Here is a 24,666-nt window from a genome sequence, read left to right as displayed (position 1 = left end):
TGCATTTACAACGCCCGATACACCCGCTCCGCCGCATCGAACACATTGCCCGGCGCGAACTGCTCGCCCAGGTAATGCAGCGACTGCCGGCGCAGTTGCGGCGAGCGCTCCTCACCATCGCTGCCCAGCAGCACCTGCTGGAACTCGATCAGGTCCTGCAGGATGCGCCAGTGCCGGTACCAGGCGATCCAGCGCGGATCGCCGCGGTCGCTGCCGTAGCCGTCCTCGAAGCCCAGCGGATTCTCGCGCCCCCAGCGCCCGCCAACCGCCGCACCGATGAACATCAGGTCGCGCTCGCGCGGTGCCAGCGACAGGCCATCCCAATCAATCAGGTGCAGGCCCCCGTCATTGCCCATCAGCAGGTTGCCGGCATGCAGATCGGTGTGGCACAGGTGCAGGTCTACCGGCACGTCCTGCAAGGTCGCGAGCAGTTCCCGTGCCTGTGAATGCAGCGCCGCGATGCGCGCATGCTGCTGGTCCCATACCGAAACGAATGCGCGGCCCAGCCCGTCCTTCGCGGCCGCCAGGCCCTCGCCGGCCAACCACTGCCCGACGGTCTCCAGCGCCGCGGTTTCCAGCCGGACGATCGGCAGCGCCTGCTGCAGTTCCGGTGGCAGCTGCGCGCCGTGCAGGCGCCGCAGCACCTGACCCAGCCGTTTCCACTGCGTGCGGCTCAACGCTGCCTCGAACCCGGACTGGCCTTCCACATAAGGGAACAGGGTGAACTGCAATCCCCAACGTTGCACCGACGCACCACCGGTCAGTGCCGGCCACGGCGCGACGATCTCATCGATACCCAACGTGCCGCGCATCCAGTGCAGGCTGTCCCACACCGATGGGTCGACCTGGTAGGTGCGGCATTTCAACCACCACTGCCCGTGCCGCGCATCGACGCGATACACGCTGGCATTGGCGTCGGCGCCCACCGGGCGTGGCACCACGGCGGTCGGGGTGATGCCATAGGATTGTTGCAGGACTTCGCCGAGATGCTGCGCCGAAGCGAATGACATGGATGCAAGCGGAAAGTGTTACCTGCCGCCACTATCGCAGATGCGCTCGCCACGACACAGACATGTCCGTCACAACATCGCCTCGGCACGACCAAAGAACTAGCCTGCAATACGGCGCATCACCGCCTCCAGTGGACCGCGCGCGAACTGCCATGACCACAGCCACGCCGCAGCGGTCGCCAGCATCAGGAACAGCAGCGCCCACAGCAGCACCGACGCCAGCGAGGCACTGCCATCAAGCAGGCCCAGGCTTTCCAGCGTGCCCATGCCCAGCAGGATGTGACCCACATACAGGGTCAGGGTCATGCGCCCGGCCGCGGTGAACGGCTCCAGCCAGTCGCCCGGTCGCACGCGCGTCAGCCACAGGCAGGCGGCGATGACACTGCAGGCCGCGCCCGCACCGGTAAGCACGTAGGCGGGTCCTGGCGGCATCGGCTGCGTACCCAGCCACGCCTGCCACGGCGTTCCCTGCGCAATATGCTGCACGCCTTGGCCGGCGCCGATCAGCAACAGCCCCAGCACCAGCAATGCATGCTGCACCCGCGGCTGCGACAACGGAAGGCGCGCCAGCAGCATGCCCAGCAGGAAGAAGCACAGCCACGGCATCAACGGGTGGAAGCCATTGAACAGCAGGTTGCGGGCCGCGCCCGGCCATTGCCACAGACCGGTGTATTCCAGCGTCTGCCAGTTCCATCCCTGGCTGTAATCCCAATGCAGCAACGCCCAGAACGAACAGGCCGCCAGGCCCACGATGCTGGCCAGCAACACCCGCGGCGAGGCACGCAGCCACACCACCGCCAGCGCGAAATACACCGCGTAGTAGTGCAGGATATCGGCCGGGAACAGGGTCAGGTTGAGCAGGCCCAGCACCATCAGGAACAGCGCGCGCCTCCAGGTCTGCACGCTGGCCGGCCACCACCCTTGCCGCTGCGTGGCCAACACCAGGCCCAAGCCAGCCAGCGTAACGAACGTCGCCGAAGCCTTGCCTTCCAGCAGATGGAAGAACCCTGCCAGCCACCCCTCACCCTCTGCCGGCACGGCCATCGCCAGACGGAAATTCACCAGCACCATGCCGGCCAGTGCCAGGTAGCGTGCCAGATCCAGGCCGTGCAGCCGCCGGTCCACGACGCTCATGCGCGTGCCCCGAGCAGCAGCGCGAGCAAGCCAAGATCCAGCGATGCTTCATCGGTGCCCTCGGCTTCGCCCAGCCCCCGACGCAGCGCATCGCTTTCGATGGCATCCAGCAGCACCTGCGCCTGCAGTGCCGGCGCCAGTACGGGACGCCGACGTTCGCGCTGTGCCATCTGCTGCAGGGCTTCGGCCAGCGTCGCCTGCAATTGCCTGCGATTGGCCGCGAAGGCCTCGGCCACGGCCGGATTGCGTGCACTCTCGGCCAGCACCTCCACTGCAAGTGTTGCCCACTCCGGCTGCCGGCACAGTGCATGGAAGTCCTGCACGAAGGCCATCACCTGTGTGCGTTCGCCATCGGACGCGGCCAGTCGCTGCAGCAACGGTGCCAGTTCTTCGCTCTCGGCCACCGCCACCGCAAGGATGATCGCCTCCTTGCCCGGGAAGTGGTTGTAGAGATTGCCCAGGCTGACGCCGGCCGCCTGCGCGATGTCACGCATGCTGGTCTGGTGGAATCCCTTCACGAGGAAGCACTGCAGGGCGGCCTGCAGGATCTGCGCGATGCGTTGCTCGTTGCGGTCGGCTCGGTTCATGGCGCAAATAGTGAACGAACGTTCGTCCAATTAGAAGCTGGCAATCCGGCCAACGCCGGGCTCCGTTCAGCCAGCCTTGACCTCAACTGCGGTTGAGGCCCGATACTGCGCGGCCTGTCCCACGCTCAAGCCGGAGTTCCTGCATGCCACGGATGATCATCACCCTGCTCGACAGCCGCGTGCTGTGGTTCCTCGCGCGGCTGTTGCTGGCCGTGGTGTTCCTGTCCTCGGGCCTGGCCAAGCTGCTGGCGTGGGACAACAGCGTGGCCGAAATGCAGGCCGCCGGATTGCAACCACCTGTGCTGTTCAACATCGCCAGCGCCGTGGTGCTGCTGGGCGGCGCACTGTGCCTGCTGCTCGATCGCCTGCTCTGGCTGGGCAGCGGCGCGCTGGCGGTGTTCATGCTGCTGACCATCGTCATCGTGCATACCTTCTGGAACAAGCACGGCGCCGAACAGCAGCTGGCCCTGTTCTTCGCGCTGGAACACCTGAGCGTGGTCGGTGGCCTGATCTGCGCGGCCATCGCCAGCCATGCGCGGGCTCAGAAGAACTCGTCGAGCAACCGGTAGAACGCCAGCCGGCGCTCGTCGGCCACCGCGCCGTAGCGTTGGAACAACGGCGCGACCCAACGCGTGTCGCCGAAGTTGTGGACCAGGCTGCGCGCGGCCAGCGCCAGGTCCTGGTAGCGGTCGGCCACACCCAGCCGGCCACAGTCGATGAAACCACTGAAGCGGCCCTCGACCGCCATCAGGTTCGGCAGACAGGCGTCTCCGTGGCTGACTACCAGGTCTTCATGGTCGGGCTGGGTGCTGCACAGTTCGGCGAAGACCTGCTGCGGACTCTGGCCCAGGCGTTCGTCATCGAAATCATCGGCATCCACCAGGCCCGCTTCAATGCGGGCCTGCGCGACCTGTACGCGCGAGGCCAGTCGCTGGTCGAACGGACAGGCTGCCACCGGCAACGCATGCAGCCCGCGTAGCGCGTCGGCCAGCAGTTCCACCAGCTGCTGCGGCGCGAGCTCCGGCGACGAGGCCAGGTCGCGGCCAGGCAGCGCGCTCATCAGCAACCAGCGCCGGCCCGCCTCTTCGGCAGTGGCAATCACCGTTGGCGCCGGTTGCCCCTGTGCCTGCAGCCAACGCAGGCGCGCGATCTCATCGCCCAGCTCACTGAAGGCGTCGATCACTTCCGACTTCAGGAAGGCATCGGCCTGGCCCGGCCGATGCACGCGGGCAACATCCGCACGCGACACACCGATCGATTGCCGCTCGATGCGTGCATCGGCCAATGCCTCCTGCCACGCCCACGGCAGCGGCATGTCATCAGTGATGGATTTGGGTGCTTCCATGCCGAGGTGTTCCTGTTGCCGGTGACCCCACGGATTCTCGCTCATCCTGCATGGACCGCAGCCAACAACAACGCGGAAAGGTACATGCCCAGGCCGAACACACTGTGCGCCACCAGGCTGCGCAGGCGCGCCTTGCCCGGCGCCGGGGTCTTTGAAGCGGCAATGCCCGCGCCCATGCCCGGCTGCAGGATGAGGAACGGTGCGGCGACGCTGAGGATGCCGAAGGCCAGCGCCGGCCACAGTGTCGGCGCCTGCACCCAACCGTTCCCCACCACGGCCAGCAGCAACGCGGCGAAGACCACACCGATCACGTAATGCGCGGTCCAACCCAGCGCGCGCTCGCCACTGACCGCTGCCGAGCGGCCGATGCCATCGTGGCGGAAGCGCCCGCGCGGCAGATGCCCCAGCCAGCGGCCCACCATCGCGAAATCCAGCGAGGGAATGCCGAGCAGCCGCCGCTGCACCAGCGCCCACAGGTCCATCACTGCGGTCGCTCCCACGCCGACTACCACCGCATCCATCACGAATGTCGCCAGGCCAGCCATATCGCACACCTTCAATTATTTGCTTGAATGATAGAGCGATGCTAGCGTGCGCCGCATGAACGCTGCAACAGAGCCACCGCTCTCACCGCTGGAAGCCTTGGCCGAAATCGCCCGCACGCTCGGCCATGCCCATCGCCTGGCCCTGCTGGAGCACATCGCCCAAGGCGAGCGCGCAGTGGAGCGCCTGGCCGAACTGACCGGGCTGTCGGTGGCCAATACCTCCCAGCATCTGCAGCAGCTGCGCCGTGCCGGCCTGGTTCAGACCCGACGCGATGGCAAGCGCATCCTCTACCGCAGTGGTGATGGCCCGCTGGGCAACCTGCTGGCCGCGCTGCGCGACTATGCCGACCACCAGCGCAGCGAGATGCACGGTGTGATCCACGATAGCCTGCAGCGCCGCGATGCTCTGGAAGGTCTGACTGTCGAGCAGTTGCTGGAACAACGCGGCAGCGTGGTGCTGCTGGATGTGCGGCCGCGTGAGGAATTCGATCTGGGCCACCTGCCCGGCGCGCTGAACATTCCCGTTACGGAACTGCGTGCACGGATGGACGAACTGCCGCGTGCCGTCCACATTGTCGCGTACTGCCGCGGTCCCTACTGCGTGCTGTCCAACGATGCGGTGGCGATACTGCGCGAGGCCGGACTGACCGCGCAGCGGCTCGCCGCCGGTTACCCCGAATGGAAGGCCGCCGGCCTGCAGGTGGACCTGCCCCGGCACTGAGCGAGACACCGGTCATGGATGATGTGTTTGCCCCGTTGATCGATGCGACCTGGCGCAGCGTGTTCTCCGGGCAGCGCATGCTGCAGGATGATCCGCTGCTGCAGTTGGCGTGCAGCGATGATTTCGATGAGGGCGAGGACGGCATGCTGCTGCAGCCGGTCGCGGGCCCCGCGCGCGCACTGCTGCGCCCGGCCCTGGCCGCTCGCCTGCAACTGCACGCGCAGCCGCACTGGACGCTCCCGCAGCTGCAACTGCGCCTGCAACAGCTCGGCCAGCGCACGCATGGCGCGGATCGCGTCTTCTACTTCCCCGCCGCAGCACTTGCGGCCCTGGCCGAGCGCCCTGCACCGCCACATATCCGCCGTCTTGGCCCGGCCGACGCAGCCGCGTTCGACGGGTTCCAGGCCAGCGCGAGCGAGGAGGATCTGGATGCCGCCTGGGTCGAGCTGGACCACTGGCAGGTGTTCGGCGCCTTCGATGGCGAGCGGCTGGTTGCCGCGGGAAGCATGTACCCGTGGAGCCTGGATCCGGCCCTGGCCGACATGGGCGTGCTGACCCTGCCCGAGGCCCGCGGTCGCGGGCACGCGCGCCAGCTGGTACACGCCATGGCCGTGTCCGCACGGGCGGCCGGGCTGCAGCCGCAGTACCGTTGCCAGCTCGACAACACCGCCTCGATCATTACCGCCGAACGCAGCGGCCTGCGTGCGTTCGCCGATTGGGACACCGTTCTGGCGGTCGACTGAGGCCGCCGCAGTACAACAAGGAAGAAACATGAAATTGATGGTCATCGGCGCCAGCAGGGGCCTCGGTCGGGCGTTCGTGGAAGGCCTGTGCAGTGCAGGCGACACCGTCATCGCGTTTCACGCAACCGACCGCGCGATATTGAATGCCCCGAGGGCGTCACCGTGCAGTGGATCGAAGCCGATCTGTCCCAGCCGACCGTGGCTGCCGACCACATCGCAGCACAGGCACCGGCCGATCTGGATGTGCTGATCCACAACCTGGGCATCTGGGAACAGACCGCCTTCAGCGACGAGTACGCCTTCCTCGACGAAACCGATGCCGCGCTCACCCAACTGGTCGACGTCAACATCACCGCCACCCTGGTGCTGCTGCAGCGCCTGCTGCCGCGGGTGCTGGGCGCGCCACGCCCGCAGCTGGTGCTGACCGGCTCGACCTCGGCACTGCCACGCAGCGGCCGCCCGGAAGTGGCGTTCGGCGCATCCAAGTTCGCGCTCAACGGCATCGCCGATGCACTGCGCGAGGGCTTCCGCGATCGCCGCCTGGCGGTGACCAGCCTGCAGCTGGGCTACCTCAACACCGACGATGCACTTTCAGTGCCGGTGGCCGAGGCCGCAGCGCGCGGCGACGGCGAGCTGGTGCCGGTGCACGACGTCGTTGCGATGGTGCGCGCGTTGCTGCAGTTGTCACCGTCCGGCTTCGTGCGCGAACTGGTGCTGCCGGCCATCGCCGACCCGCGCTACTGACCGACTCTGCGCAGGCCAGGCTCGACCTCTTCGCGCAACAGGTACCCGAGCACGATGGCGGTCAGCACGGTCGCCATCGCCAGGACAAACAGCTGGCCACGGACGGACTCCATGTATGCCTGGGCCAGCGCCGTTCTCGAAACGCCGGGCAATGCCTCCACCGCTCCGCCAAGGTCGCCCATGGACAGCCTGTGCACGGCGGCACGGGCCACGACGCCGGCTTCCAGCGCTACGCTCCCGCCAATCCGGGCAGAAAGCATGATGCCGACAAGCGCGAGGGCAATGGAATCGCCTGCCAGTCGCATTGCGTTGAAGATGCCCGCGGCCATGCCTGCCTGCTCTTTGCCAACCACGCTGACCGCCAGGCCATCCATGATCCCCCAAGGTAGACCGATGCCGATCCCGATGACCAGCATCGGCATCCAGCGCACCGAAGGTAGCTGGAACACTTGGGCCAGCCATGCCAGCCCAAGCGCGCCGATCAACAGGCCCGCACAGCACAGCGTCCGCGCCGGAATCCAGCGCAGCAGGTAACCGGCAACCAGGGGAACAGCCAGCAAGGGTGCAGAGAGTGCTGCCATCGCCAGTCCAGCCTCGGTGGGCCGCAGTCCTTCAACACCGATGAACCCCGCCGGCAGCACCACCAGAAGGACGACGTACGAGAACGCAGGCGCAGCGGCGAGAATCTGCACGCCGACAAAGCGCCGGTTGCGGAACAGCCCGAGATCCAGCAGCGGTGTTCGATGGGAGCGCTCGACGGCAATGAACGCGGCCAGCAACACCATCGAGAGCGCCAGCAGTACCAGCGTCTGCGGATGCAACAGGCCGCGTTCCGGCAGCACGATCATGGCGTAGGTGAGTGACCCCAGCGCCAGCATGAAGGTGACGGCGCCCAGCCAATCCAGGCGTGGCGAACCGGTGCTCTTCGATTCGACGGATGACAGGGCGACCAACGGTACGGTCAGGGCGGCCAGCAACGCAGGCAGGAAGAACACCCATTCCCAGCCCAGCGCATCGATCAATCCGCCTGCCAGCAGCGGACCGCCTGCGGCTCCTGCACCAAAGGTGGTGCCGATCAGGCTGAACACCCTGGCCCGCGCCTGGCCGTCGAACACCTGCGCCAGCGACGCCATCGCACCGGCAAACGCAGCCGACGCCGCCATCCCCTGAAGCAGTCGCAGTGCATTGATCCACGCCACATCGGGCATCAAGGGGATCAGGCCGGTGACGAGCGCAGACGACGCGCCGCCCAGAAGCCAGATCCGGCGCCTGCCATGCAGATCGGCCAGCCCACCGGCCACCAGCGTGGTGCAGCCGTAGGTCAACAGATAAGCGTTGATGATCCAGGACAACGCCGCAGGCGAACCGCCCAGCGCGTCCCGGATGGCGGGAATGCCCACGGCGGGGCTGGCAATGCTCAAGGGAATGGTGAGCGCCGTCAGGCAGCCCGCCAGCACCACTCCAAAGCGTGATGATCCGGCCGTCTCAGCAGAGGCAACAGACATGTCGATGAAGCTCCAGCGTGGCCAGGCGCCACCGCATTGATGCTATCGCCGACGCTATCGCCTAAGAATCCATCGTTGTGTCCGTGCTTTAATGACATGAACGTCATCAATGGCCATGTCATGGACAGCTTTGCCGGTCTCAGCCTCTTCGTTCTGGTCGCCGAGGCACGCAGCTTCGCGGCCGCAGCACGACAGCGTGGCATCACCCCTTCGGCGGCAAGCAAGACCATTGCCCGGCTGGAAGAGCGTCTGGGCGCCCGCCTGCTGAATCGCAATACCCGCAGCGTCAGCCTGACTGCCGAAGGCGAGCAGTTCCTTGAACGCTGCCGTCGCATCATGACCGAGGTCGCCGCAGCGGAGCGCGAGCTGACCGACGCCCAGGCCGCGCCCAGCGGTCGCCTGAAGGTCAGTCTTCCACTCGCCAGCGGACTGATGCTGCCGGTGCTATCGGCCTTTGCGCACCGCTTTCCCGCCATCGAACTCGACCTGCACTTCAGCGACCGTCTTGTCGATGTCATCGAGGAGGGCTTCGACGCCGTTGTCCGCACGGGCAACCCCGCCGACTCCAGGCTGCACGGCCGCAACCTCGGCAGTGCCCGCCTGCTCTGTGTGGGCGCCCCTGCGTACTTCGCCAAGCGCGGCACGCCACAGCACCCGGAGGATCTGAGCGGCCACGCGTGCCTTCTCCATCGCTTTCCCGGCACCGGCCTGATCGAACGTTGGCCGCTGCCCACGCATGAGGGAGGCACTGAGCCACGGCTGACTACCGCAATGACCGCCAATCATCTTGAGACGATCCTGCACATGGCCATTGATGGCCATGGCATTGCGTGCCTGCCCGACTTCGCCACGCGTGATGCGCTGGACCGCGGTGAACTCGTCAGCGTCCTGGACCCATGGAGCACCGAGCGCAGCACCTTCTGGGCCCTCTGGCCAAGCCATCGCCATCAGCAGCCGCGTGTACGCGCGTTTGTCGATTTCATGGCCGACCACCTCCTGCCCGAACCCAGCCAGTGCAATTGAACCTGCGCCCTGCTGCGACTACGCTGCTCGTCACTGGCCGTCGGTCACAGGCGGGAACCTGCTATGGATGCGCTTTCACGGGTCTCGGCCCAGGTCCTGGACAGCGCCCTGCCCAGCCTGCCGCTGTACCTGCTGCAGGCCACGGCGGTGATCGGCATGATCGGCGTGCTGCTGATCGCCACCCGCCGCGCCGGGCACGCCATTGAAGGCCGTCGCCTGTATGTCGGCGTGGCGCTGGGCCTGATCTACCTGTTCAATTCCTGGTTCGTGGCCCGTTACACCCAGGGTGTGGTCAAGCTGCACCTCGGCTTCGACATCCTGCTGGTCAGTGGCCTGCTGGGCGGTTGGCGCGGCGGCCTTACCTGCCTGGCCGCCAGCCTGCTGGCGCGCTACCAGTTTGCCGGCACCCAGTATTTCCTGCCGGCCGGCCTCGAGGCCACGCTGCAGATGCTGGCCGGCGTCTGGCTGCGCAGGCGCCTGCACCCGCGCATGCTCAATGAGCTCTCGCTGCGCGTGATCCTGCAGGCCTGGGGCGTGCGTATCGCCGTCACTGCGTTGGGCCTGGCACTGGGCGTCGCAATCATCGGCGCCAATCAGCTGCCCGTGGAGGAGTTGGCAATCCAGCGGCTGCTGGCACTGCCACTATCGCTGCTGATGCTCGGCGCGGTGTTCGCGCTGGTCTACAACGATGCGCAGATCGATGCACAGCGTCAGCGCGAACAGGCCTGGCTGCGCATCGATCCGATCAGTGGCCTGCCCAACATGCGTGCACTTGGCGAACGCCTGCAGCATTACTGGCGCGACAACGACGGCATCGGCAAGGCCTGCCTGATCGTGGCCGAGATGGGCAACCTGCGCGATCTGCGCCTGCGCTATGGTCCGCTGCAGGACAACGGCCTGTGGCAGCGCGACAGCACCGACGAGGTGCATCGGCTGCTGCCCTCGCTGCCTGCCGGGCAGCTGGAGATCTACCAGTTCGGCGATGCCGCGCTGGCGATCCTGGTGCGCGACCTGACCTTGTTCGAACTGCGCACGCAGCCGCAGATCACCGAGCTGGCCAGCAACCTGGCCGATCGGGTCGGCCGCGATTGGCCCGGCTTCCGGCCGCTGTTCCGCTGTGCGGTGGTCGAACTGAAGCCCCCCGCCGATGCCGACGAAGGACATCTTCCGTTCCGCGCGATCACCGTGGCGCTGAGTGCGATCGAATCCGGCGTCGTGTTCTTCGACGACCCGATCCAGCGCGACAGCGAGATCGACGCCCTGATCGAAGTCGCCCTCGAATGCTGGCTGCAGCAGGGAGATGCCCCCCTGTGCTACCAGCCCAAGCATCGTCTGCAGGATCGCCAGCTGGTCGGCGCCGAAGCACTGCTGCGCATGCGCGACGGCGAGGGCCGGCTGATCGCGCCGATGCGGGTGATCTCGCTGCTGCGCCGGCAGGGGCGGTTGGCTGAACTGGAATGGGCCACGCTGCAATCGGCCATCCACTTCCTGCAGCAGTGCCGACGCGATGGCTCGCAGCTGAAGATCGCCGTGAACGTTTCGGCCGAGTCACTGCGCCTGCCCGACTTCGGCCTGCGCCTGCAGGAATTGCTGGCACTGCACGATGTGCCCGGCGTGATGCTGCGCCTGGAGATCGTCGAATGGACCGAGATCGTCGAACGCGACGTGGTCGATGCCAACATCGCACAGCTGCTGGCGGCGGAGGTCACGCTGTCACTGGATGATTTCGGTGCCGGCTATTCAACCCTGATCCTGCTCTCGCAGCTGGCCATTGCCGAGGTCAAGATCGAGCAGGCGTTGATTGCCACCCTGTCCGACGCCAAGTCGCAGTCGATCGTTCGCTTCATCGTCGAAGTCGCGCATCGCTGCGGTGCGATCGTGGTGGCCGAGGGTACCGAAACCCTCGCGCAGGAACAGCAATTGCGCGCACTGGGTGTGGATGTCGGCCAGGGCTATCTGTACTCGGCGGCGCTGCCGGCCGACGAGTTCCGCCGCTTCGCCGCCAGCTAGACCGCGTAGTAACCCAGGAACATCGCCACCGCCGATTCGGCCACGCGTGCGCGCTCCTGTTCGTTCAACGGCGCCTGCCCCATCGTCACCTGCGGCCAGAATGCAAAGCTCTTCACCAGGCCGTGCAGCTGGTGGCCGGCGAACTCCGGATCGACCTGGCGCAGCCGGCCATCGGCGATTGCCGCACGGATCCACGCACTCTCACCGCTTTCCTTCTCGCCCATGCGGCAGACGATGGCCTGCGCACGTTCCGGCGAATGGATGATCTCGGCCATCGCCACCCGCGCCAGGTCGATGAAGTTGGCATCGCTGAGCAGTTCCAGCTTCTGCCCCAGCAGCTGCATCAGCTGCGCCTGCAGCGGCTGATCGGCGCGGTACGGCAGTGCGTCGCTGGCCACGCTGCGCTCCCACAGCTCCTCCAGGATCATCGAGAACAACGCTTCCTTGCTCGGGAAGTGGTTGTAGACGGTGCGCTTGGAGACCCCCGCCACCTCGGCGATGCGGTCCATGCTGGTCGCCTCGTAACCCGACGCGCGGAACTCCTCCACCGCCGCACGCACGATGGCTTCGCGTTTGCGGTCGGTCAGGCGTTGCGGGGCACGGGACATGGCAGGAACCAGATAACTGAACGGACGCCACCATTTTACACCCGGCAGTGTACTTTTGAAAAATACGAAACTACACTGTGCAGTGTACCCAGCGGACGTCACCCATGAAGCGCCTGCTCCTTGTCCTTTTGCTTGGAATCCTCGCCGTGACCGCCTACACCTTCTGCAAGTCCTGGTCCCTCCCCGACTTCCCCGATTCGCCGCAGTACCGCGCCGGCAAGTTCCGCAATGCCCTGCCGCGTCCGGCGATGGGCCTGCGCGATGGCGCGGAGATCTGGTGGACGTTCCTGTTCAACAAGCCCAAGGGCACCGTGCCCGCCCACCCCATTCCGGTGCTGCCGCTGGACCGTGCAACCCTGGACGCCGCGCCTGATCGCAGCCTGTTCCGGCTCGGGCATTCCACGATCCTGCTGAAGCTGCGTGGCCAATACTGGCTGACCGATCCGGTGTTCTCCGAGCGCGCTTCGCCGGTACAGTGGCTGGGCCCGGCGCGCTTCCACGCACCGCCGATCAGCATCGACGAACTGCCGCCGATCGCCGGCGTGATCCTCTCGCACAACCATTACGACCACCTGGACCATGCCGCAGTGATGCAGCTGGCCGGCAAGACCGCGCGCTTCATCGCACCGCTGGGTGTGGGCGACCAGTTGATTGCGTGGGGCGTGGACGCCAGCAAGGTCGAACAGCTGGACTGGTGGCAATCGACCGAGGCCAGTGGCCTGCGCCTGACCGCCACCCCGGGCCAGCATTTCTCCGGCCGCGGTCTGGGCGACAGCGATCGCAGCCTGTGGGCGTCATGGGTGATCCAGGACGGCGACTTCCGCATCTTCTTCAGCGGCGACACCGGCTACTTCGACGGTTTCAAGGCCATCGGTGAGAAGCACGGCCCGTTCGACCTGACCATGATCGAAACCGGTGCCTACGACCCGCGCTGGGCCTTCGTGCACATGCAGCCCGAGCAGACCCTGCAGGCGCACCTGGACCTGCGCGGCAAGTGGCTGCTGCCGATCCACAACGGCACCTTCGATCTGGCGCTGCACGCCTGGCAGCAACCGTTCGAGCGCATCACTGCATTGGCTGGCGCAAAGAACGTGCCGGTGGCCACGCCGATGATGGGCGAAGCGCTGGACATGCAGGCGCCGCAGGCGGGTACACGCTGGTGGGAGACGGTGGAGCTGTAATGGGGGATGCCGCTTGACCTGCCGGAAGCCATGTAGAGCCGAGCCATGCTCGGCTGCGCCTACCCGAACGGCAGCCGAGCGTAGGCTCGGCTCTACGCAGAAACGGCCTGCGCCGCTGCAGTGCGTCATGTAACCGATTACATCCCTTGCTAGCGTAGCGCTCGCCCGATCCCGGCCGAAGCTGCGAGGCTGTCCGTAATGACGTTGCGCGCCGAACGCTCCAAGGTCTCCACGCCGCTTTTCCCGTTGCATCCTGCCGCTGCCCTGCTGTTGGCCGCGCTGGCCTTCAGCGCACAGGCACAGACGCTGCCACTACGCAGCCAATGGCAGGCCAGCGCGTCCTCGCAGCAGGTACCTGCGATGGCGATCAGCCACCTGATCGACGGCGACCCCAAGACCGTCACCGGCGGCGCCTTCAGTCCGGGCCACTGGTTCCAGATCGATCTGGGCGCACCGACGATGCTGGCCGGCGCACGGCTTACCTGGGATGTCTCCAATCCAGAGGGCTATTCACTGCAGACCTCGCTGGACGGCACACAGTGGCAGACCGCGTACACCATGGCCGATTCGCTGGGCGACGTGGAAACGCTGTACTTCGCGCCACGCCAGGCGCGCTACCTTCGGTTGGCCAGCCCGCAGCGCACGTCCGACTGGGGCGTGTCGATTTTCGAGATGGAGCCGCTGGACAGCACGCTCAGCGCACGCATCAGCGGTGTCGATGCAACGCAGGCGGCGGCGCTCTGGCAAGGCGGTGGCACCGTCGCGGTTCCAGCCGGAAAAGGTGGATCCCATACGCTCGAGATCATGCTGCCTCGCGCCCAGTCCACGGCCGGTCTCGCGGTCGACTGGGCCGATGGCGGGCGCGGCGCCGCCCGCTTGCAGGCGCAGGACGCACAGGGCCGATGGCAGGACCTCGCACACGATGCACAGGCGGCCAGCCATCGGCAGAGTTGGCTGGCTGCTGACACGGCACAACCTCTACGCGCATTCCGCCTGAGCGTGGACGGCGCTGCCCCGCAGATCGCGCGCCTGCGCCTGCTCGGCCAGAAAGCGGTGATGACGCCGATGAAGCGCTACCAGATCGCGGCCAGCGGCGCGCAGCGTGCGTTGTTCCCGGCGTCGCTGCAGATGCAGCAGACCTACTGGACCGCCGTGGGTGTGCACGCGGGTCGGCAGAAATCCATCTTCGACGAATACGGCAACCTGGAAGCGTTCAAGGGTGCGCCGCTGGTGCAGCCGATCTGGCGCAATGCCGATGGCAGCGCAGCCGGTGCCGCCGGGCAGAAGGTGCAGCACGCACTGCGCGACGGCTGGAAGCCAATGCCCTCCGCCACTTGGTCACCGCAACCCGGGCTGGAGCTGCGCAGTGAGGTGTTCGCCATCGAGCGCGATGGCCAGCCGGTGACCTTTCTCCGCCATCGACTGCACAACACCGGCACCACCGCGATCGACGGCACGCTGACCCTGGCGGTACGACCGATGCAGATGAACCCGCCATGGCAGAACGGTGGGCTGTCGCCGATCCGCGAGGTCGCCGTCGAAGCCAACACGGTGCGCGTGAACGGCCGCACGCTGCTGCGCTCGCTCACGCCGGTGGCTGCGTCCGGCGTTGCGCCGTTCGGGAAGGACGGCACAACGGAGATCACCGCGGACATCGCTGCCGGCGAACTGCCTTCCTCGCAGCAGGCACGTGACGAGCAAGGACTGGCCGCAGCCGCATTGAGCTACCGGATCCGCCTCGCGCCCGGTGCCAGCGATGCGGTGGTCGTGGCGTTCCCACTCGGCACCGCCGCTGCCGATGCCAATGGCGTGCTGCCCGAGGCACCTGCGCTTGACCTGGCCACGCTGCCCCGTGATGCCGATGCAGCGTTCGAGACGCTGGCCACGCAGGCGTCCGCAGATTGGCAGGCGCGGCTGGGCCAGGTCGGCCTGCGCCTGCCTGATCGATCGCTGGTCGACATGCTGCGCGCGCAGGCTGCCTACATGCTGATCAACCAGACCGGCCCGGCCATGCAACCGGGGCCACGCAACTACAACCGTTCCTTCATCCGCGACGGCATGGCCACCTCGGCGGTGCTGCTGCGCATGGGCGAAGCCAAGGTCGCGCGCGACTACCTGGCGTGGTACAGCCAGCACGGCGTGCACGGCAGCGGACTGGTCTCGCCGATCCTCAACGACGATGGCAGCGTCAACACCGGCTTTGGTTCGGACATCGAGTACGACAGCCAGGGCCAGTATGTGGCACTGGTCGCCGATGTCGCCCGCCTCGATGGCGGTGCGGAGTCGGTGCGCGCGTACCTGCCGAAAGTGAAGGCGGCGCTGCGCTTCCTGCAGCAGCTGCGCGAGCGCACGCTGGTAGCGGGTTACATGGCTGACCAGCCTTCGCCGGAACGCTTCGCGGGCATCCTTGCGCCATCGATCAGTCATGAGGGCTACCCCTCGCCCACCCACAGCTACTGGGATGACTACTGGGGCCTGAAGGGCTGGCACGACGGTGCGTGGCTGGCAGAGGCACTTGGCGACCATGAAACCGCCCGTTGGGCGCGCGAACAGTACAAGCTGCTGTACGACGCATTGCATGCCTCGATCCGCGCCACGATGGCGTGGAAGGGCATCGACTTCATCCCGTCCTCGGCGGATCTGGGTGATGGTGATCCCACCGGCGTATCCATCGCGCTGGATCCCACCGGCGCGCAGAGCGTGCTCCCGGCCGAGGCGCTGCGCACCACCTTCGCCCGCTATCTGGAGGACGTTCGCAAGCGCAGCCAGCCCGGGGCGCTGTATGCCTACACCCCGTACGAGATCCGCAACGTGCTGAGCTATGTGCACCTGGGCCAGCCGCAGGCGGCCGACGAGCTGCTACAGGGGCTGCTGCATGATCGGCGCCCGCTTGAGTGGCAGGTGCTGGCCGAGGTCGTGCATTCGCGGCTGCGCTTCCCGCGCTACCTCGGCGACATGCCGCATACCTGGATCGGTGCCGAATACGGCCGCACGCTGTTCGGCATGTTGATGCGCGAGGACGATGACGCGTTGTCATTGCTGCCGGGCACGCCGCCGTCTTGGGTGGCCGGGGATGGGTTGGCGCTGGAACGCCTGCCGACCGCGTATGGCACGCTGCAGATGCAGGCGCGGCAGCGCGACGGGCTGCTGACGGTGGTGATTGGCGAGGGGCTGCGCAAGGACACCGCCGTGCGCATGTGGTGGCCGAACCGGACCGCGCCGAAGTCTGTGCGCGTGGATGGACGCAGCGTTTCCGACTTCGATGCCGAGGGCGTGCGCCTCGCGAAACCGTTCCGGACGTTGGAAGCGGTCTGGTAATGCAGCCGAGCATGGCTCGGCTCTACAGAAATCAGACTCTGCGAGTAGATCCACGCCATGCGTGGATGCTCTTGTAGAGTCGAGCCATGCTCGACGCATCGCACACCACGCGAACTGCAGCCGAGCATGGCTCGGCTCTACAAAAGCAGCGGTAGCTGCCGGGCCATGCCCGGCGTCAGAGCGTCGGCAGGCCCGGCGGGTTGGTCTGCGACTGCGGCACGGCCTCCTCGGCCACGTTCCAGCGCGCCAGCGCCTGGGCATAAGTGCCGCTTCTGATCTGGGTGTTCAACGCCTGGGTCACCGCATCGGCCAGGCCACTGCCCTTGCGCGTGGTCACCGAGATCGCTGCGGCGTTCGGCCAGCCGCCCGGGAACAGGCCCACACGCCGCACCTTGCCATCGCGCGCCGAATAGGCGCCGGTGGCGTTGGGCTCGAATGAGACATCGGCGCGCCCGGTGATCACTGCCAGCCGCCCAACCACGGCGTCATCGAAGTACTGGTACTCCACCGGCTTCAAGCCAGCGGCGATGTTCTGCTGGTCCCACTGCCGCAGGATCTGGTCCTGGTTGGTGCTGGCACCGACCACCACCTTCAGCCCGGCAACGTCGGCCGGCTTTTCGATCTTCTGGATCGGCCCCTCAGTGCGCGTGTAAATTCCCAGCAGATCGTAACGGTAGCTGGAGAAATCGAACTTCTTCTTGCGCTCTTCGGTCACCGTCACGTTCGACAGCACCGCATCGTACTTGCCTGATTCCAGCCCCAGCGGCCAGTCGGCCCACGCCACCGGCACGATCACCAGCTTCAGGCCCAACCCATCGGCAATCAGCCGTGCGATGTCCGGCTCGATGCCGACCACGTCCTTGCTGTCGGCACCATAGTCGGCCAGCGGCAGCTGCCCCGGATGGGTGGCCACGGTGAACGTACCGGGCGTGACAAAGCGATAGTCGGGCGGGATCAACGCCTGCGCCTTCGGATCGAGCGTGCCCTTCAGCACGGCGGTGTTCGCACCCGCCAGGCTGGTTGCGGCCACGGTGCCGGTATCCGGCGCCTGACGCACGCGCGAGTAGACGATGCCGGCGATGCCGATGACCAGCACACCCACGACCAACAGGGTGCTGCGCGATGGGCGACGCGGTGCTGCAGGGCTCATGGTGTTCCTTTCGCAGTTACAGGGTCTTGGCCAGGAAATCGGCGGTGCGTTGCTGGCGCGGACGTTCGAACAGCGCCTCGGGCGTGCCCTGCTCGATCACCCGGCCCTGGTCCATCATCACCACGTGGTCAGCCACGCGACGGGCGAAGCTCAGCTCATGGGTGACGATCACCAGCGTGGTGCCGGAACGGGCCAGCTCCTCGATCACGCTGAGCACTTCGGCCACCAGTTCCGGGTCCAGTGCCGAGGTCGGTTCATCGAACAGCAGCACCTTCGGTTGCAGCGCCAGTGCACGGGCAATCGCGATGCGCTGCTGCTGGCCGCCGGACAGCTGGCGCGGGAAGGCATCGGCCTTGTCGGCCAGGCCGACTCGTTCCAGCAGCGTGCGCGCCTGCTGCTCGGCCTGCGCACGCGGCACGCCGCGCACCGCGATCGGCGCCTCGATGATGTTCTCCAGCGCGGTCAGGTGCGGGAACAGGTTGAAGCCCTGGAACACCATGCCCACTTCCGCACGACGGCGGCGGATCTCACGTTCGGGCAGCTCGTACAGGGTGTCGCCATCGCGGCGGTAGCCGATCAGCTGCCCGCCGACGGTCACGTAACCGCTGTCGGCACGTTCCAGGTGGTTGATCAGCCGCAGCAACGTGGACTTGCCAGCGCCGGACGGGCCGATCAGCACGGTCACGCTGCCAGCGCGCAGGTCCAGGTTCACGTCTTCCAGCACCGGCTGGTCGCCGAACACCTTGCCTACGCCATGCAGCGATACCGATGCCCCCTCGCCCGCTTCAACCTGCGCGGCGATGCGCGGGCGATTGACCACGCGCGGTGCAGCCTCACCTGTGGCGCGCCTCGGTGACGAGACACGCGATACCGAACGCTCGCGCTGCAGTTGGCCGCGCGCAAAGCGCTGCTCCACGCGCCGCTGCAGCAGCGACAGCACGGTCAGGATCACCAGGTACCAGACCGTGGCCACCATCAGCAGCGGCACCACTTCCAGGTTGCGCCGGTAGATCACCTGCACGGTGTAGAACAGCTCAGGCAGCGCCAGCACGTAGACCACCGAGGTGCTCTTGGCCAGGCCGATCACATCGTTGAACGCGGCCGGCAGGATCGAACGCATCGCCTGCGGCAGGATGATGCGGCGCACCTGGCGACCACGCGGCAGGCCGAGCGCGGCCGCAGCCTCGTACTGGCCATGGTCGACCGACAGAATGCCGCCACGGATCACCTCAGCCGAGAACGCGGCTTGGTTCAAGGTCAGGCCCAGCACTGCGGCGGTGAACACACCGATCAGCTGCGTGGTCGGGTACGAGAACAGGCTGATGCCGGTGAACGGCACCCCCAGCTCGATGGTGCTGTACAGGTAGCCCAGGTTGTTCAACAGCAGCAACAGCACCAGCAGCGGGATCGAACGGAACAACCACACATAGCCCCACGACACCGCCGACAGCAGCGGCGAGCCGGACACGCGGGCCAACGCCAGCAAGGTACCCAGCGCGAATCCCAGTCCGGTACCCAGTGCGGTCAGCAGCAGTGTGCGACCCAGGCCTTCCATCACCGGGCGTGCGAAGAACCATTCGGCGAAGGTGCCCCAACCCCAGCGCGGATTGCCCAACACTGATTGCAGCCCGATCAGGATCAGCGCCAACGCGAGGAGGGTTCCGACCACCTGCAGCGGATGCCGGGCCGGCACGATCTTCAACGCCGGGGTTGGCGCCGGGCGTGTGGCAATGCCATCCAGCGCAGTCGAAGGCGTGCTCATGCGTGGGCTCCGTGCCGCTCGGTCTGTGATGGCACGGCGGCTGGCGCAGATACGCCCAGGTGCTTCTCGAACGGCAAGTGGGCGATGGATTCCGGATCGGCCTCCAGATCGAACAGCGCGGTGTAGCCGTGGCTGAGGTACAGGCCGACGGCTTCAGGCTGGCGGAAGCCGGTGGTCAGGAACACCCGTCGGTAACCCTGGCGCGCCGCCTGGTCCTCCAGTTCCTGCAGTACACGCCGCGCGATGCCCTGGCGGCGCAGGCCCGGCAGCGTCCAGATGCGCTTGAACTCGGCGGTGTCCGGATCGCGGTGCGGCATGAAGGCACCGCCGGAGATCGCCACACCATCGCGCAGCAGCAACACGAACGCCCCTACCGGCGCCGCGAACGCCTGCGCCGGGTAGCGCTGCAGTTCCTCGCGGGCGCTGCCGCCGATGCGTCGACGCACGTCGGCGTAGCGGCTGTCGTACTCCTGCTCCAGGCCATCGAACAGCGGCCGCGCCAGAGGATCATCCACCGAGGTGTAGAGGAAGCGTTCGTTGCTGCTCATGCCACGTCCTTCACCAGATAGTCCTCGGCCAGCCGCGACCACAGGCTGGCGGCGGGTGCGATGGCGGCGTCGTTGAACACATAGCGCGGGCTGTGCAGCGGTGCGCTATCGCCGTTGCCGACGAACACGAAACTGCCCGGCCGCGCCTGCAGCAGGAAGGCGAAATCCTCGCTGGCCGTGCGTGGCGCGAATTCGGGCAGCACGTGTTCGCTGCCGAAGCCCTGCACGGCCACGTCGCGGATGTAGGCGGTCTGCTGCGGATGGTTGATCACGCTGGGGAAGCCACGCGGAAACGCGATCTCGGCGCGCGCGCCGAACGCCGCGGCCGTCTGTTCGGCGATTTCGGTGACCCGGCGCCGCAGCGTGTCGCGTACTTCCGGCAGGTAGGCGCGCACGGTCAGCTTCAGCTCGACGACGTCCGGGATCACATTGGCGGCCTGCCCGCCGTGGATCGAACCGACGGTGACCACGCCCATCTGCCGCGGATCGACATTGCGCGACACCACGCTCTGCAGCGCGGTGACGATGTGCGCCGCCGCCAGTATCGGGTCGACGCTGCCCTGCGGCTCGGCACCGTGGCCGCCCTTGCCGATCACCTTCAGCCGCGCCCAGTCCACCGACGCCATCGCCGGGCCATCGACAAAGCCGAAGTGGCCCACCGGCACGCCCGGCCAGTTGTGCAGGCCATAGATCGTGTCCACCGGGAAGCGCTCGAACAGGCCGTCGGCAATCATCTTCGATGCGCCCGAACCCGTCTCCTCGGCCGGCTGGAACACCAGCTGCAGGGTGCCGTCGATATTGCCGTGATGGGCCAGGTAATGCGCGGCGGACAGCAGGATGGCGGTATGCCCATCGTGGCCACAGGCATGCATCAGCCCTTCGTTCTGGCTGGCGTAGGCCAGGCCGGAGTCCTCGTGGATCGGCAGTGCATCGATGTCGGCGCGCAGGCCGAGACGACGGTTGCCCTGCCCACGCTGCAACGTGCCGACCACGCCGGTGCCACCGAGACCGGTGGTCACCTCGTAGCCCCATTGCTGCAGCAGCTCGGCTACTCGGGCGCTGGTGCGGTGCTCCTCGAAAGCCAGCTCCGGGTGCCGATGCAGGTCATGGCGGATCGCGATGGCCGCCTCGCCGCGTGCCGCGATTTCAGGCAGCACGCCAGTCGTTGGGGAATTCCGCCGGGCATGGCCCGGTGCTGCTGCCGATTCTCCGCTCATCGCCCTACCCCACCTTCCGCGCCGGTTCGGCATCGGTCGCATGGCGGCTGGCCTTGTACGGCAGGCCCAGATGCGCGCGCAGGGTCTGTCCTTCCAGCTCGCGCTGGTGGTAGCCGCGCGCTTGCAGGATTGGCAGCACCTGGGTCACGAAATCGTCCAGTCCTTCGCGCTGTGCGGCGAATCCAAGAATGAAACCGTCGCTGGCACCGGCATCGAACCAGCGGATCAGCTCATCGGCCACGTGCTCCGGCGTGCCGATGAAGTTCGGTCGTGGGCTCACGGCTTCCAGTGCCACCTGGCGCAGGCTCAGGCCCTTCTCACGCGCATCCTGCTTGATGCGGTCGGTGGTGGAACGGAACGAATTGCTGCCGATGTCACCCAGCTCCGGGAACGGCGCGTCCGGATCGTACTGGCTGAAATCGTGATGGTCGAAGAAGCGCCCCAGGTACGCCAGCGCATCCTCCAGCGTGGCCAGTGCGGCGATCGCCTGGTACTTGGCTTCAGCCTCCTCCGCGGTGCGACCGACGATGGGGCCGATGCCCGGGAAGATCTTCACGTCATTGCCGCTGCGGCCGTGGGCGATCGCCGAGTTCTTCACCTTCTGGGTGAACGCGCGGGTCTCCTCCAGCGATGGCGAATGGGTGAACACCGCATCGGCGTACTTGCCGGCCAGCGCGATGCCATCGTCGGACGACCCGGCCTGGAAGATCACTGGCTGCCCCTGTGGCGAACGCTGGATGTTGAGCGGCCCTTCCACCTGGAAAAAGCGGCCCTTGTGGTCGAGGCGGCGGAACTTGTCCGGCGCGAAGAACGTGCCGCTGTCGCGCTCACGCACGAAGGCATCGTCGTCCCAGGAATCCCACAGCCCTTGCACTACGTCCAGGTACTCGTCGGCGATCTGGTAGCGCAGCGCGTGCTCCGGGTGCGGGCGACCGTAGTTGCGCCCCGAACCCTCCAGCGGCGACGTCACCACGTTCCACCCCGCACGACCGCCGCTGAGCAGGTCCAGCGAAGCGAACTGCCGGGCCACGGTAAACGGGTCGCTGTAGGAGGTCGACAGCGTGCCCGCCAGGCCGATCTTCTTCGTCGCCGTGGCCAGCGCCGACAGCAGCGAGATCGGCTCGAAGCGGTTAAGGAAGTGCGGGATCGACTTCTCGTTGATGTACAGGCCGTCGGCTACGAAGCCGAAGGCGATGCCGTTGTCCTCGGCGGTACGCGCGATGTCGATGTAGAACTGCAGGTTGACGCTGGCATCGACCGGATTGGAGGGATGCTTCCAGGCATGCATGTGGCTGCCAGGGCCCTGCAGCATGATGCCGAACGGAATGTGGCGCGGGGTCGTGCTCATGGGAATCGCTCCTGCAGGTCAGGCCACCGCCGCGCGCGGCGCGGGCGACAGCAGTTCAAGGGATGTCAGGCGTGCGTCGAGGTCGGCCACCGGCGTATCGAGAACGAACTCGCCCACACCGAAACGCCGGTGCAGTGCGTCCAGTTCGTCACGCACGTGCTGCGCATCACCGGACAACACGCTTGGGCGCGTTTCCTCGATGCGGAAGTCGGCCACGCCCACCTGCCGCGCATACTCGGCAGCTGCTTCGGGGCTGGGCAGATTCACCGTCTGCCCGGGACCGAGGTGCAGCTTGTAGACCCGCAACGCGCCGATGTGCCGGGCAGCGGCCTCGGCAGTTGGTGCGGCGAAGGCCACAGTGGCCAGCAACGGTGGCTGCGAGGAGACGCTGCGGTAGGCGTCGAACGCAGCTTCGATGTGCTTCGGGTCACCATCGAAATGCGCGGCATAGACAAAGCGCCAGCCCAGCTCGGCCGCCTGCTGCGCGCTCTGCGGGCTGGCCCCGAGCAGGAAGCGCTCCGGCGCCTGCTGCGGAACCGGCCGTGCCTGTGCGTCGGTGTCGGCGCCGGACAGATAGCCTTCCAGGTCACGCAGTTGCTGGTCGAAGTCGGCGAACGCCGGACGCCCGGCTGCCAGCGCCGCGGTCGAGGCCGGCAGGCCACCGGGGGCCTTGCCCACGCCCAGATCGACACGCCCCGGCGCCAGCGCCGACAGCAGGTTGAAGTTCTCCGCCACCTTGTACGGCGCGTAGTGGCGCAGCATCACCCCACCACTGCCGATGCGGATGCGCCGGGTCTGCGCCAGCACCCACGCAGCCAGCACTTCCGGTGCGGGGCTGGCCAGGGTCGGTGCGGCGTGGTGTTCGGCAAACCAGTAGCGGTGGTAGCCCAGCTGCTCGGCGCGCTGCGCCAGCTGCAGGCTGTTGCGCAGCGCCTGCTCCGGCGAGGCACCTTCGGCCACCGGACTCTTGTCCAGCACGCTGATCTGATAGCTCATGGTCGTGTCCTCGCTCAGGGGTGGGCCACGGGAATGCCGAGCAACCCGTTCAGCGCGGCCAGGATCGGCTCGGCACCGGAGATGTACTGGCGGTCCTGGTGCGCGCCACTGGCAAGCTCGCTGCGCACGCCCTGCGGCAGCACCAGCTTCGGCAGCGACTGGTCCTGCTCGCCGATCTCGGCAATCACCTCGCGGCGCGGCCGCGCGAAGCCGATGCGACGCACGTCCAGCTGCGCGTCCAGGCCATCGATGCTCGATAGCGCGCCCTCCAGCAACAAGCTGTGCCGACAGAAAAAGCGCTGGCCGGGAATCTGGCCGTCCTCGAACTCACGGTCGAGCAGGAACAGGATGGGTTTGCTTGCTGCGTCGAAAGTCACAGGGGTCGTCCTCATCGGGGCCGGCAATGCGATGCCGCTTCGATATCGATGCTAGAGATGCCAGCAGCCGCAGCAGCGACGGCTGGCGACAATCGGCGGTCAGATCCGGCCACGCAGATGCGGCGTAGCCATAAGCAAAGCGCTGCCGGTTATGGCGTCAGGCAATACGTCGCAGCGGCGCCGGAGCAGTCAGCGGCTGCGCGGCCAGATGGCCGGCTGCACGCTCGGTCGCCAGCGCGATGCGTGCCTGCAGGGCCGCACTGCTGATGTGCTCGCCATCGAAGTCGGCCGGGGTGGCATATACCCCGATCGGCAGCGTGTGCGCCTGCAGGAAACTGAACAACGGCCGCAGCTGGTGATCGATCACCAGCGCATGGCGCTCGCTGCCGCCGGTCGCTGCCAGCAGCACCGGCACATCCACCAGCGCCTCCAGCCCGATGAAGTCGACCAGGTGCTTGAACAACCCGGGATACGAGCCGCGATAGACCGGCGCTGCCACCACCAGCAGCTCGGCGGCCTCGATGGTCTGCAGTGCCTGTTCCACCGCCGGCTCCGCCTCGCCGCGCGACAGCGACTGGCCCAGCGCGCGCGCGATCGGCGCCAGCTCCACCAGGTCCACGCTGGCGTGCACCCGCTGCTGCAGCGACACCAGCAGATGCCGCGCCAGCAACAACGTGCGCGACGTCGCCGAGCTGGTCGGTGACCCCACCAACGCAACCACCTTCAATGCAGAAGACATGAACTGCTCCCATGTAGAGCCGAGCCATGCTCGGCTGCCTTTCGCTTTTGTAGAG

The 24,666-nt window shown here is 67.0% G+C and carries 22 protein-coding genes and 1 pseudogene; 8 read left to right on the top strand and 15 right to left on the bottom strand.

Annotation, left to right across the window (positions count from 1 at the left end; genetic code table 11):
• Positions 1-5: 5 nt before the first annotated feature.
• From ACX9OT_RS12395 to ACX9OT_RS12385, 3 genes are all read right to left on the bottom strand, one after another.
• Positions 6-1,010 (bottom strand): phosphotransferase, encoded by a 1,005-nt coding sequence (locus ACX9OT_RS12395; protein ID WP_459002328.1) that lies wholly within the window; start codon positions 1,008-1,010, stop codon positions 6-8.
• 99 nt (positions 1,011-1,109) lie between these two features.
• Positions 1,110-2,144: a DUF418 domain-containing protein gene (locus tag ACX9OT_RS12390; RefSeq protein ID WP_459002326.1), complete on the bottom strand. Its 1,035-nt coding sequence runs from the start codon at positions 2,142-2,144 to the stop codon at positions 1,110-1,112.
• Positions 2,141-2,731, bottom strand: a complete 591-nt coding sequence (locus ACX9OT_RS12385; RefSeq protein WP_459002325.1) for a TetR/AcrR family transcriptional regulator — start codon at positions 2,729-2,731, stop codon at positions 2,141-2,143. Before ACX9OT_RS12385 ends, ACX9OT_RS12390 begins: the two co-directional genes overlap by 4 nt.
• A gap of 143 nt (positions 2,732-2,874) precedes the next feature.
• On the opposite strand from ACX9OT_RS12385, the gene ACX9OT_RS12380 reads away from it, so the two are divergent.
• Positions 2,875-3,300: a DoxX family protein gene (locus ACX9OT_RS12380; RefSeq protein WP_049421317.1), complete on the top strand. Its 426-nt coding sequence runs from the start codon at positions 2,875-2,877 to the stop codon at positions 3,298-3,300.
• On the opposite strand, the gene ACX9OT_RS12375 is transcribed toward ACX9OT_RS12380, so the two are convergent.
• Entirely contained in the window at positions 3,273-4,076 is an 804-nt protein-coding gene (locus ACX9OT_RS12375) for an APH(3')-II family aminoglycoside O-phosphotransferase (protein WP_180844097.1), read from the bottom strand. The genes ACX9OT_RS12380 and ACX9OT_RS12375 overlap by 28 nt on opposite strands.
• A gap of 41 nt (positions 4,077-4,117) precedes the next feature.
• Complete coding sequence (locus ACX9OT_RS12370; protein ID WP_180844098.1) at positions 4,118-4,621, bottom strand: DUF2938 domain-containing protein; 504 nt, start codon at positions 4,619-4,621, stop codon at positions 4,118-4,120.
• A gap of 55 nt (positions 4,622-4,676) precedes the next feature.
• Between ACX9OT_RS12370 and ACX9OT_RS12365 the strand changes: the two genes are divergently transcribed.
• The 3 genes and pseudogenes from ACX9OT_RS12365 (at position 4,677) to ACX9OT_RS12355 (ending at position 6,829) form a co-directional block, all read left to right on the top strand.
• Entirely contained in the window at positions 4,677-5,342 is a 666-nt protein-coding gene (locus ACX9OT_RS12365) for an ArsR/SmtB family transcription factor (protein WP_459002322.1), read from the top strand.
• A gap of 14 nt (positions 5,343-5,356) precedes the next feature.
• Positions 5,357-6,085 (top strand): GNAT family N-acetyltransferase, encoded by a 729-nt coding sequence (locus ACX9OT_RS12360; protein ID WP_459002320.1) that lies wholly within the window; start codon positions 5,357-5,359, stop codon positions 6,083-6,085.
• Between the two features lie 28 nt (positions 6,086-6,113).
• Positions 6,114-6,829 (top strand): annotated as a pseudogene (locus ACX9OT_RS12355) (SDR family NAD(P)-dependent oxidoreductase).
• Here ACX9OT_RS12355 and ACX9OT_RS12350 read toward each other — a convergent pair.
• A complete protein-coding gene (locus tag ACX9OT_RS12350) occupies positions 6,823-8,334 on the bottom strand; it encodes an MFS transporter (protein ID WP_459002318.1) in 1,512 nt (503 codons plus the stop codon). The pseudogene ACX9OT_RS12355 and the gene ACX9OT_RS12350 overlap by 7 nt on opposite strands.
• 96 nt (positions 8,335-8,430) lie before the next feature.
• Here ACX9OT_RS12350 and ACX9OT_RS12345 point away from each other — a divergent pair, with 96 nt between their 5' ends.
• Both ACX9OT_RS12345 and ACX9OT_RS12340 read left to right on the top strand, forming a co-directional pair.
• On the top strand, positions 8,431-9,357 hold the full coding sequence (locus ACX9OT_RS12345; protein WP_429000432.1) for a LysR substrate-binding domain-containing protein: 927 nt from the start codon (positions 8,431-8,433) through the stop codon (positions 9,355-9,357).
• Between the two features lie 63 nt (positions 9,358-9,420).
• Positions 9,421-11,367, top strand: a complete 1,947-nt coding sequence (locus ACX9OT_RS12340; protein WP_459002315.1) for an EAL domain-containing protein — start codon at positions 9,421-9,423, stop codon at positions 11,365-11,367.
• Here the strand turns inward: ACX9OT_RS12340 and ACX9OT_RS12335 are convergent.
• On the bottom strand, positions 11,364-11,975 hold the full coding sequence (locus ACX9OT_RS12335) for a TetR/AcrR family transcriptional regulator (RefSeq protein ID WP_049398557.1): 612 nt from the start codon (positions 11,973-11,975) through the stop codon (positions 11,364-11,366). The two genes, ACX9OT_RS12340 and ACX9OT_RS12335, sit on opposite strands and share 4 nt — an antisense overlap.
• 104 nt (positions 11,976-12,079) lie before the next feature.
• Here ACX9OT_RS12335 and ACX9OT_RS12330 point away from each other — a divergent pair, with 104 nt between their 5' ends.
• Both ACX9OT_RS12330 and ACX9OT_RS12325 read left to right on the top strand, forming a co-directional pair.
• Positions 12,080-13,156, top strand: coding sequence for an MBL fold metallo-hydrolase (locus ACX9OT_RS12330; protein WP_459002313.1), 1,077 nt, complete (start codon positions 12,080-12,082; stop codon positions 13,154-13,156).
• 198 nt (positions 13,157-13,354) lie between these two features.
• Positions 13,355-16,474: a galactose-binding domain-containing protein gene (locus ACX9OT_RS12325; RefSeq protein WP_459002311.1), complete on the top strand. Its 3,120-nt coding sequence runs from the start codon at positions 13,355-13,357 to the stop codon at positions 16,472-16,474.
• 175 nt (positions 16,475-16,649) lie between these two features.
• Here the strand turns inward: ACX9OT_RS12325 and ACX9OT_RS12320 are convergent, their stop codons facing one another.
• The 8 genes from ACX9OT_RS12320 to msuE form a co-directional block, all read right to left on the bottom strand.
• Positions 16,650-17,624, bottom strand: a complete 975-nt coding sequence (locus tag ACX9OT_RS12320) for an ABC transporter substrate-binding protein (RefSeq protein ID WP_459002309.1) — start codon at positions 17,622-17,624, stop codon at positions 16,650-16,652.
• A 16-nt stretch (positions 17,625-17,640) separates the two neighbouring features.
• Positions 17,641-19,386 carry an amino acid ABC transporter permease/ATP-binding protein gene (locus tag ACX9OT_RS12315; protein ID WP_459002307.1) on the bottom strand — a complete coding sequence of 582 codons (1,746 nt, stop codon included), beginning with the start codon at positions 19,384-19,386 and terminating at the stop codon, positions 17,641-17,643.
• The gene (locus tag ACX9OT_RS12310; RefSeq protein ID WP_459002305.1) at positions 19,383-19,934 is read right to left on the bottom strand and encodes a GNAT family N-acetyltransferase; all 552 of its coding nucleotides are present in this window, start codon (positions 19,932-19,934) and stop codon (positions 19,383-19,385) included. The genes ACX9OT_RS12315 and ACX9OT_RS12310 overlap by 4 nt, the downstream gene beginning before the upstream one ends.
• Positions 19,931-21,151 carry a M20 aminoacylase family protein gene (locus tag ACX9OT_RS12305; RefSeq protein ID WP_459002303.1) on the bottom strand — a complete coding sequence of 407 codons (1,221 nt, stop codon included), beginning with the start codon at positions 21,149-21,151 and terminating at the stop codon, positions 19,931-19,933. Before ACX9OT_RS12305 ends, ACX9OT_RS12310 begins: the two co-directional genes overlap by 4 nt.
• A gap of 4 nt (positions 21,152-21,155) precedes the next feature.
• Positions 21,156-22,499, bottom strand: a complete 1,344-nt coding sequence (locus ACX9OT_RS12300) for an LLM class flavin-dependent oxidoreductase (RefSeq protein ID WP_459002301.1) — start codon at positions 22,497-22,499, stop codon at positions 21,156-21,158.
• An 18-nt stretch (positions 22,500-22,517) separates the two neighbouring features.
• A complete protein-coding gene (locus tag ACX9OT_RS12295) occupies positions 22,518-23,495 on the bottom strand; it encodes an MsnO8 family LLM class oxidoreductase (protein WP_459002299.1) in 978 nt (325 codons plus the stop codon).
• A gap of 14 nt (positions 23,496-23,509) precedes the next feature.
• On the bottom strand, positions 23,510-23,887 hold the full coding sequence (locus ACX9OT_RS12290) for a DUF3088 family protein (protein ID WP_219626372.1): 378 nt from the start codon (positions 23,885-23,887) through the stop codon (positions 23,510-23,512).
• 142 nt (positions 23,888-24,029) lie between these two features.
• Positions 24,030-24,611 carry an FMN reductase gene (msuE, locus tag ACX9OT_RS12285; RefSeq protein WP_459002297.1) on the bottom strand — a complete coding sequence of 194 codons (582 nt, stop codon included), beginning with the start codon at positions 24,609-24,611 and terminating at the stop codon, positions 24,030-24,032.
• Positions 24,612-24,666 lie beyond the last annotated feature (55 nt).

The organism is Stenotrophomonas genospecies 3 (assembly GCF_054473855.1).
Note: the sequence above shows the minus strand (reverse complement) of the source record. Positions and strands in the feature narration are given on the sequence as shown.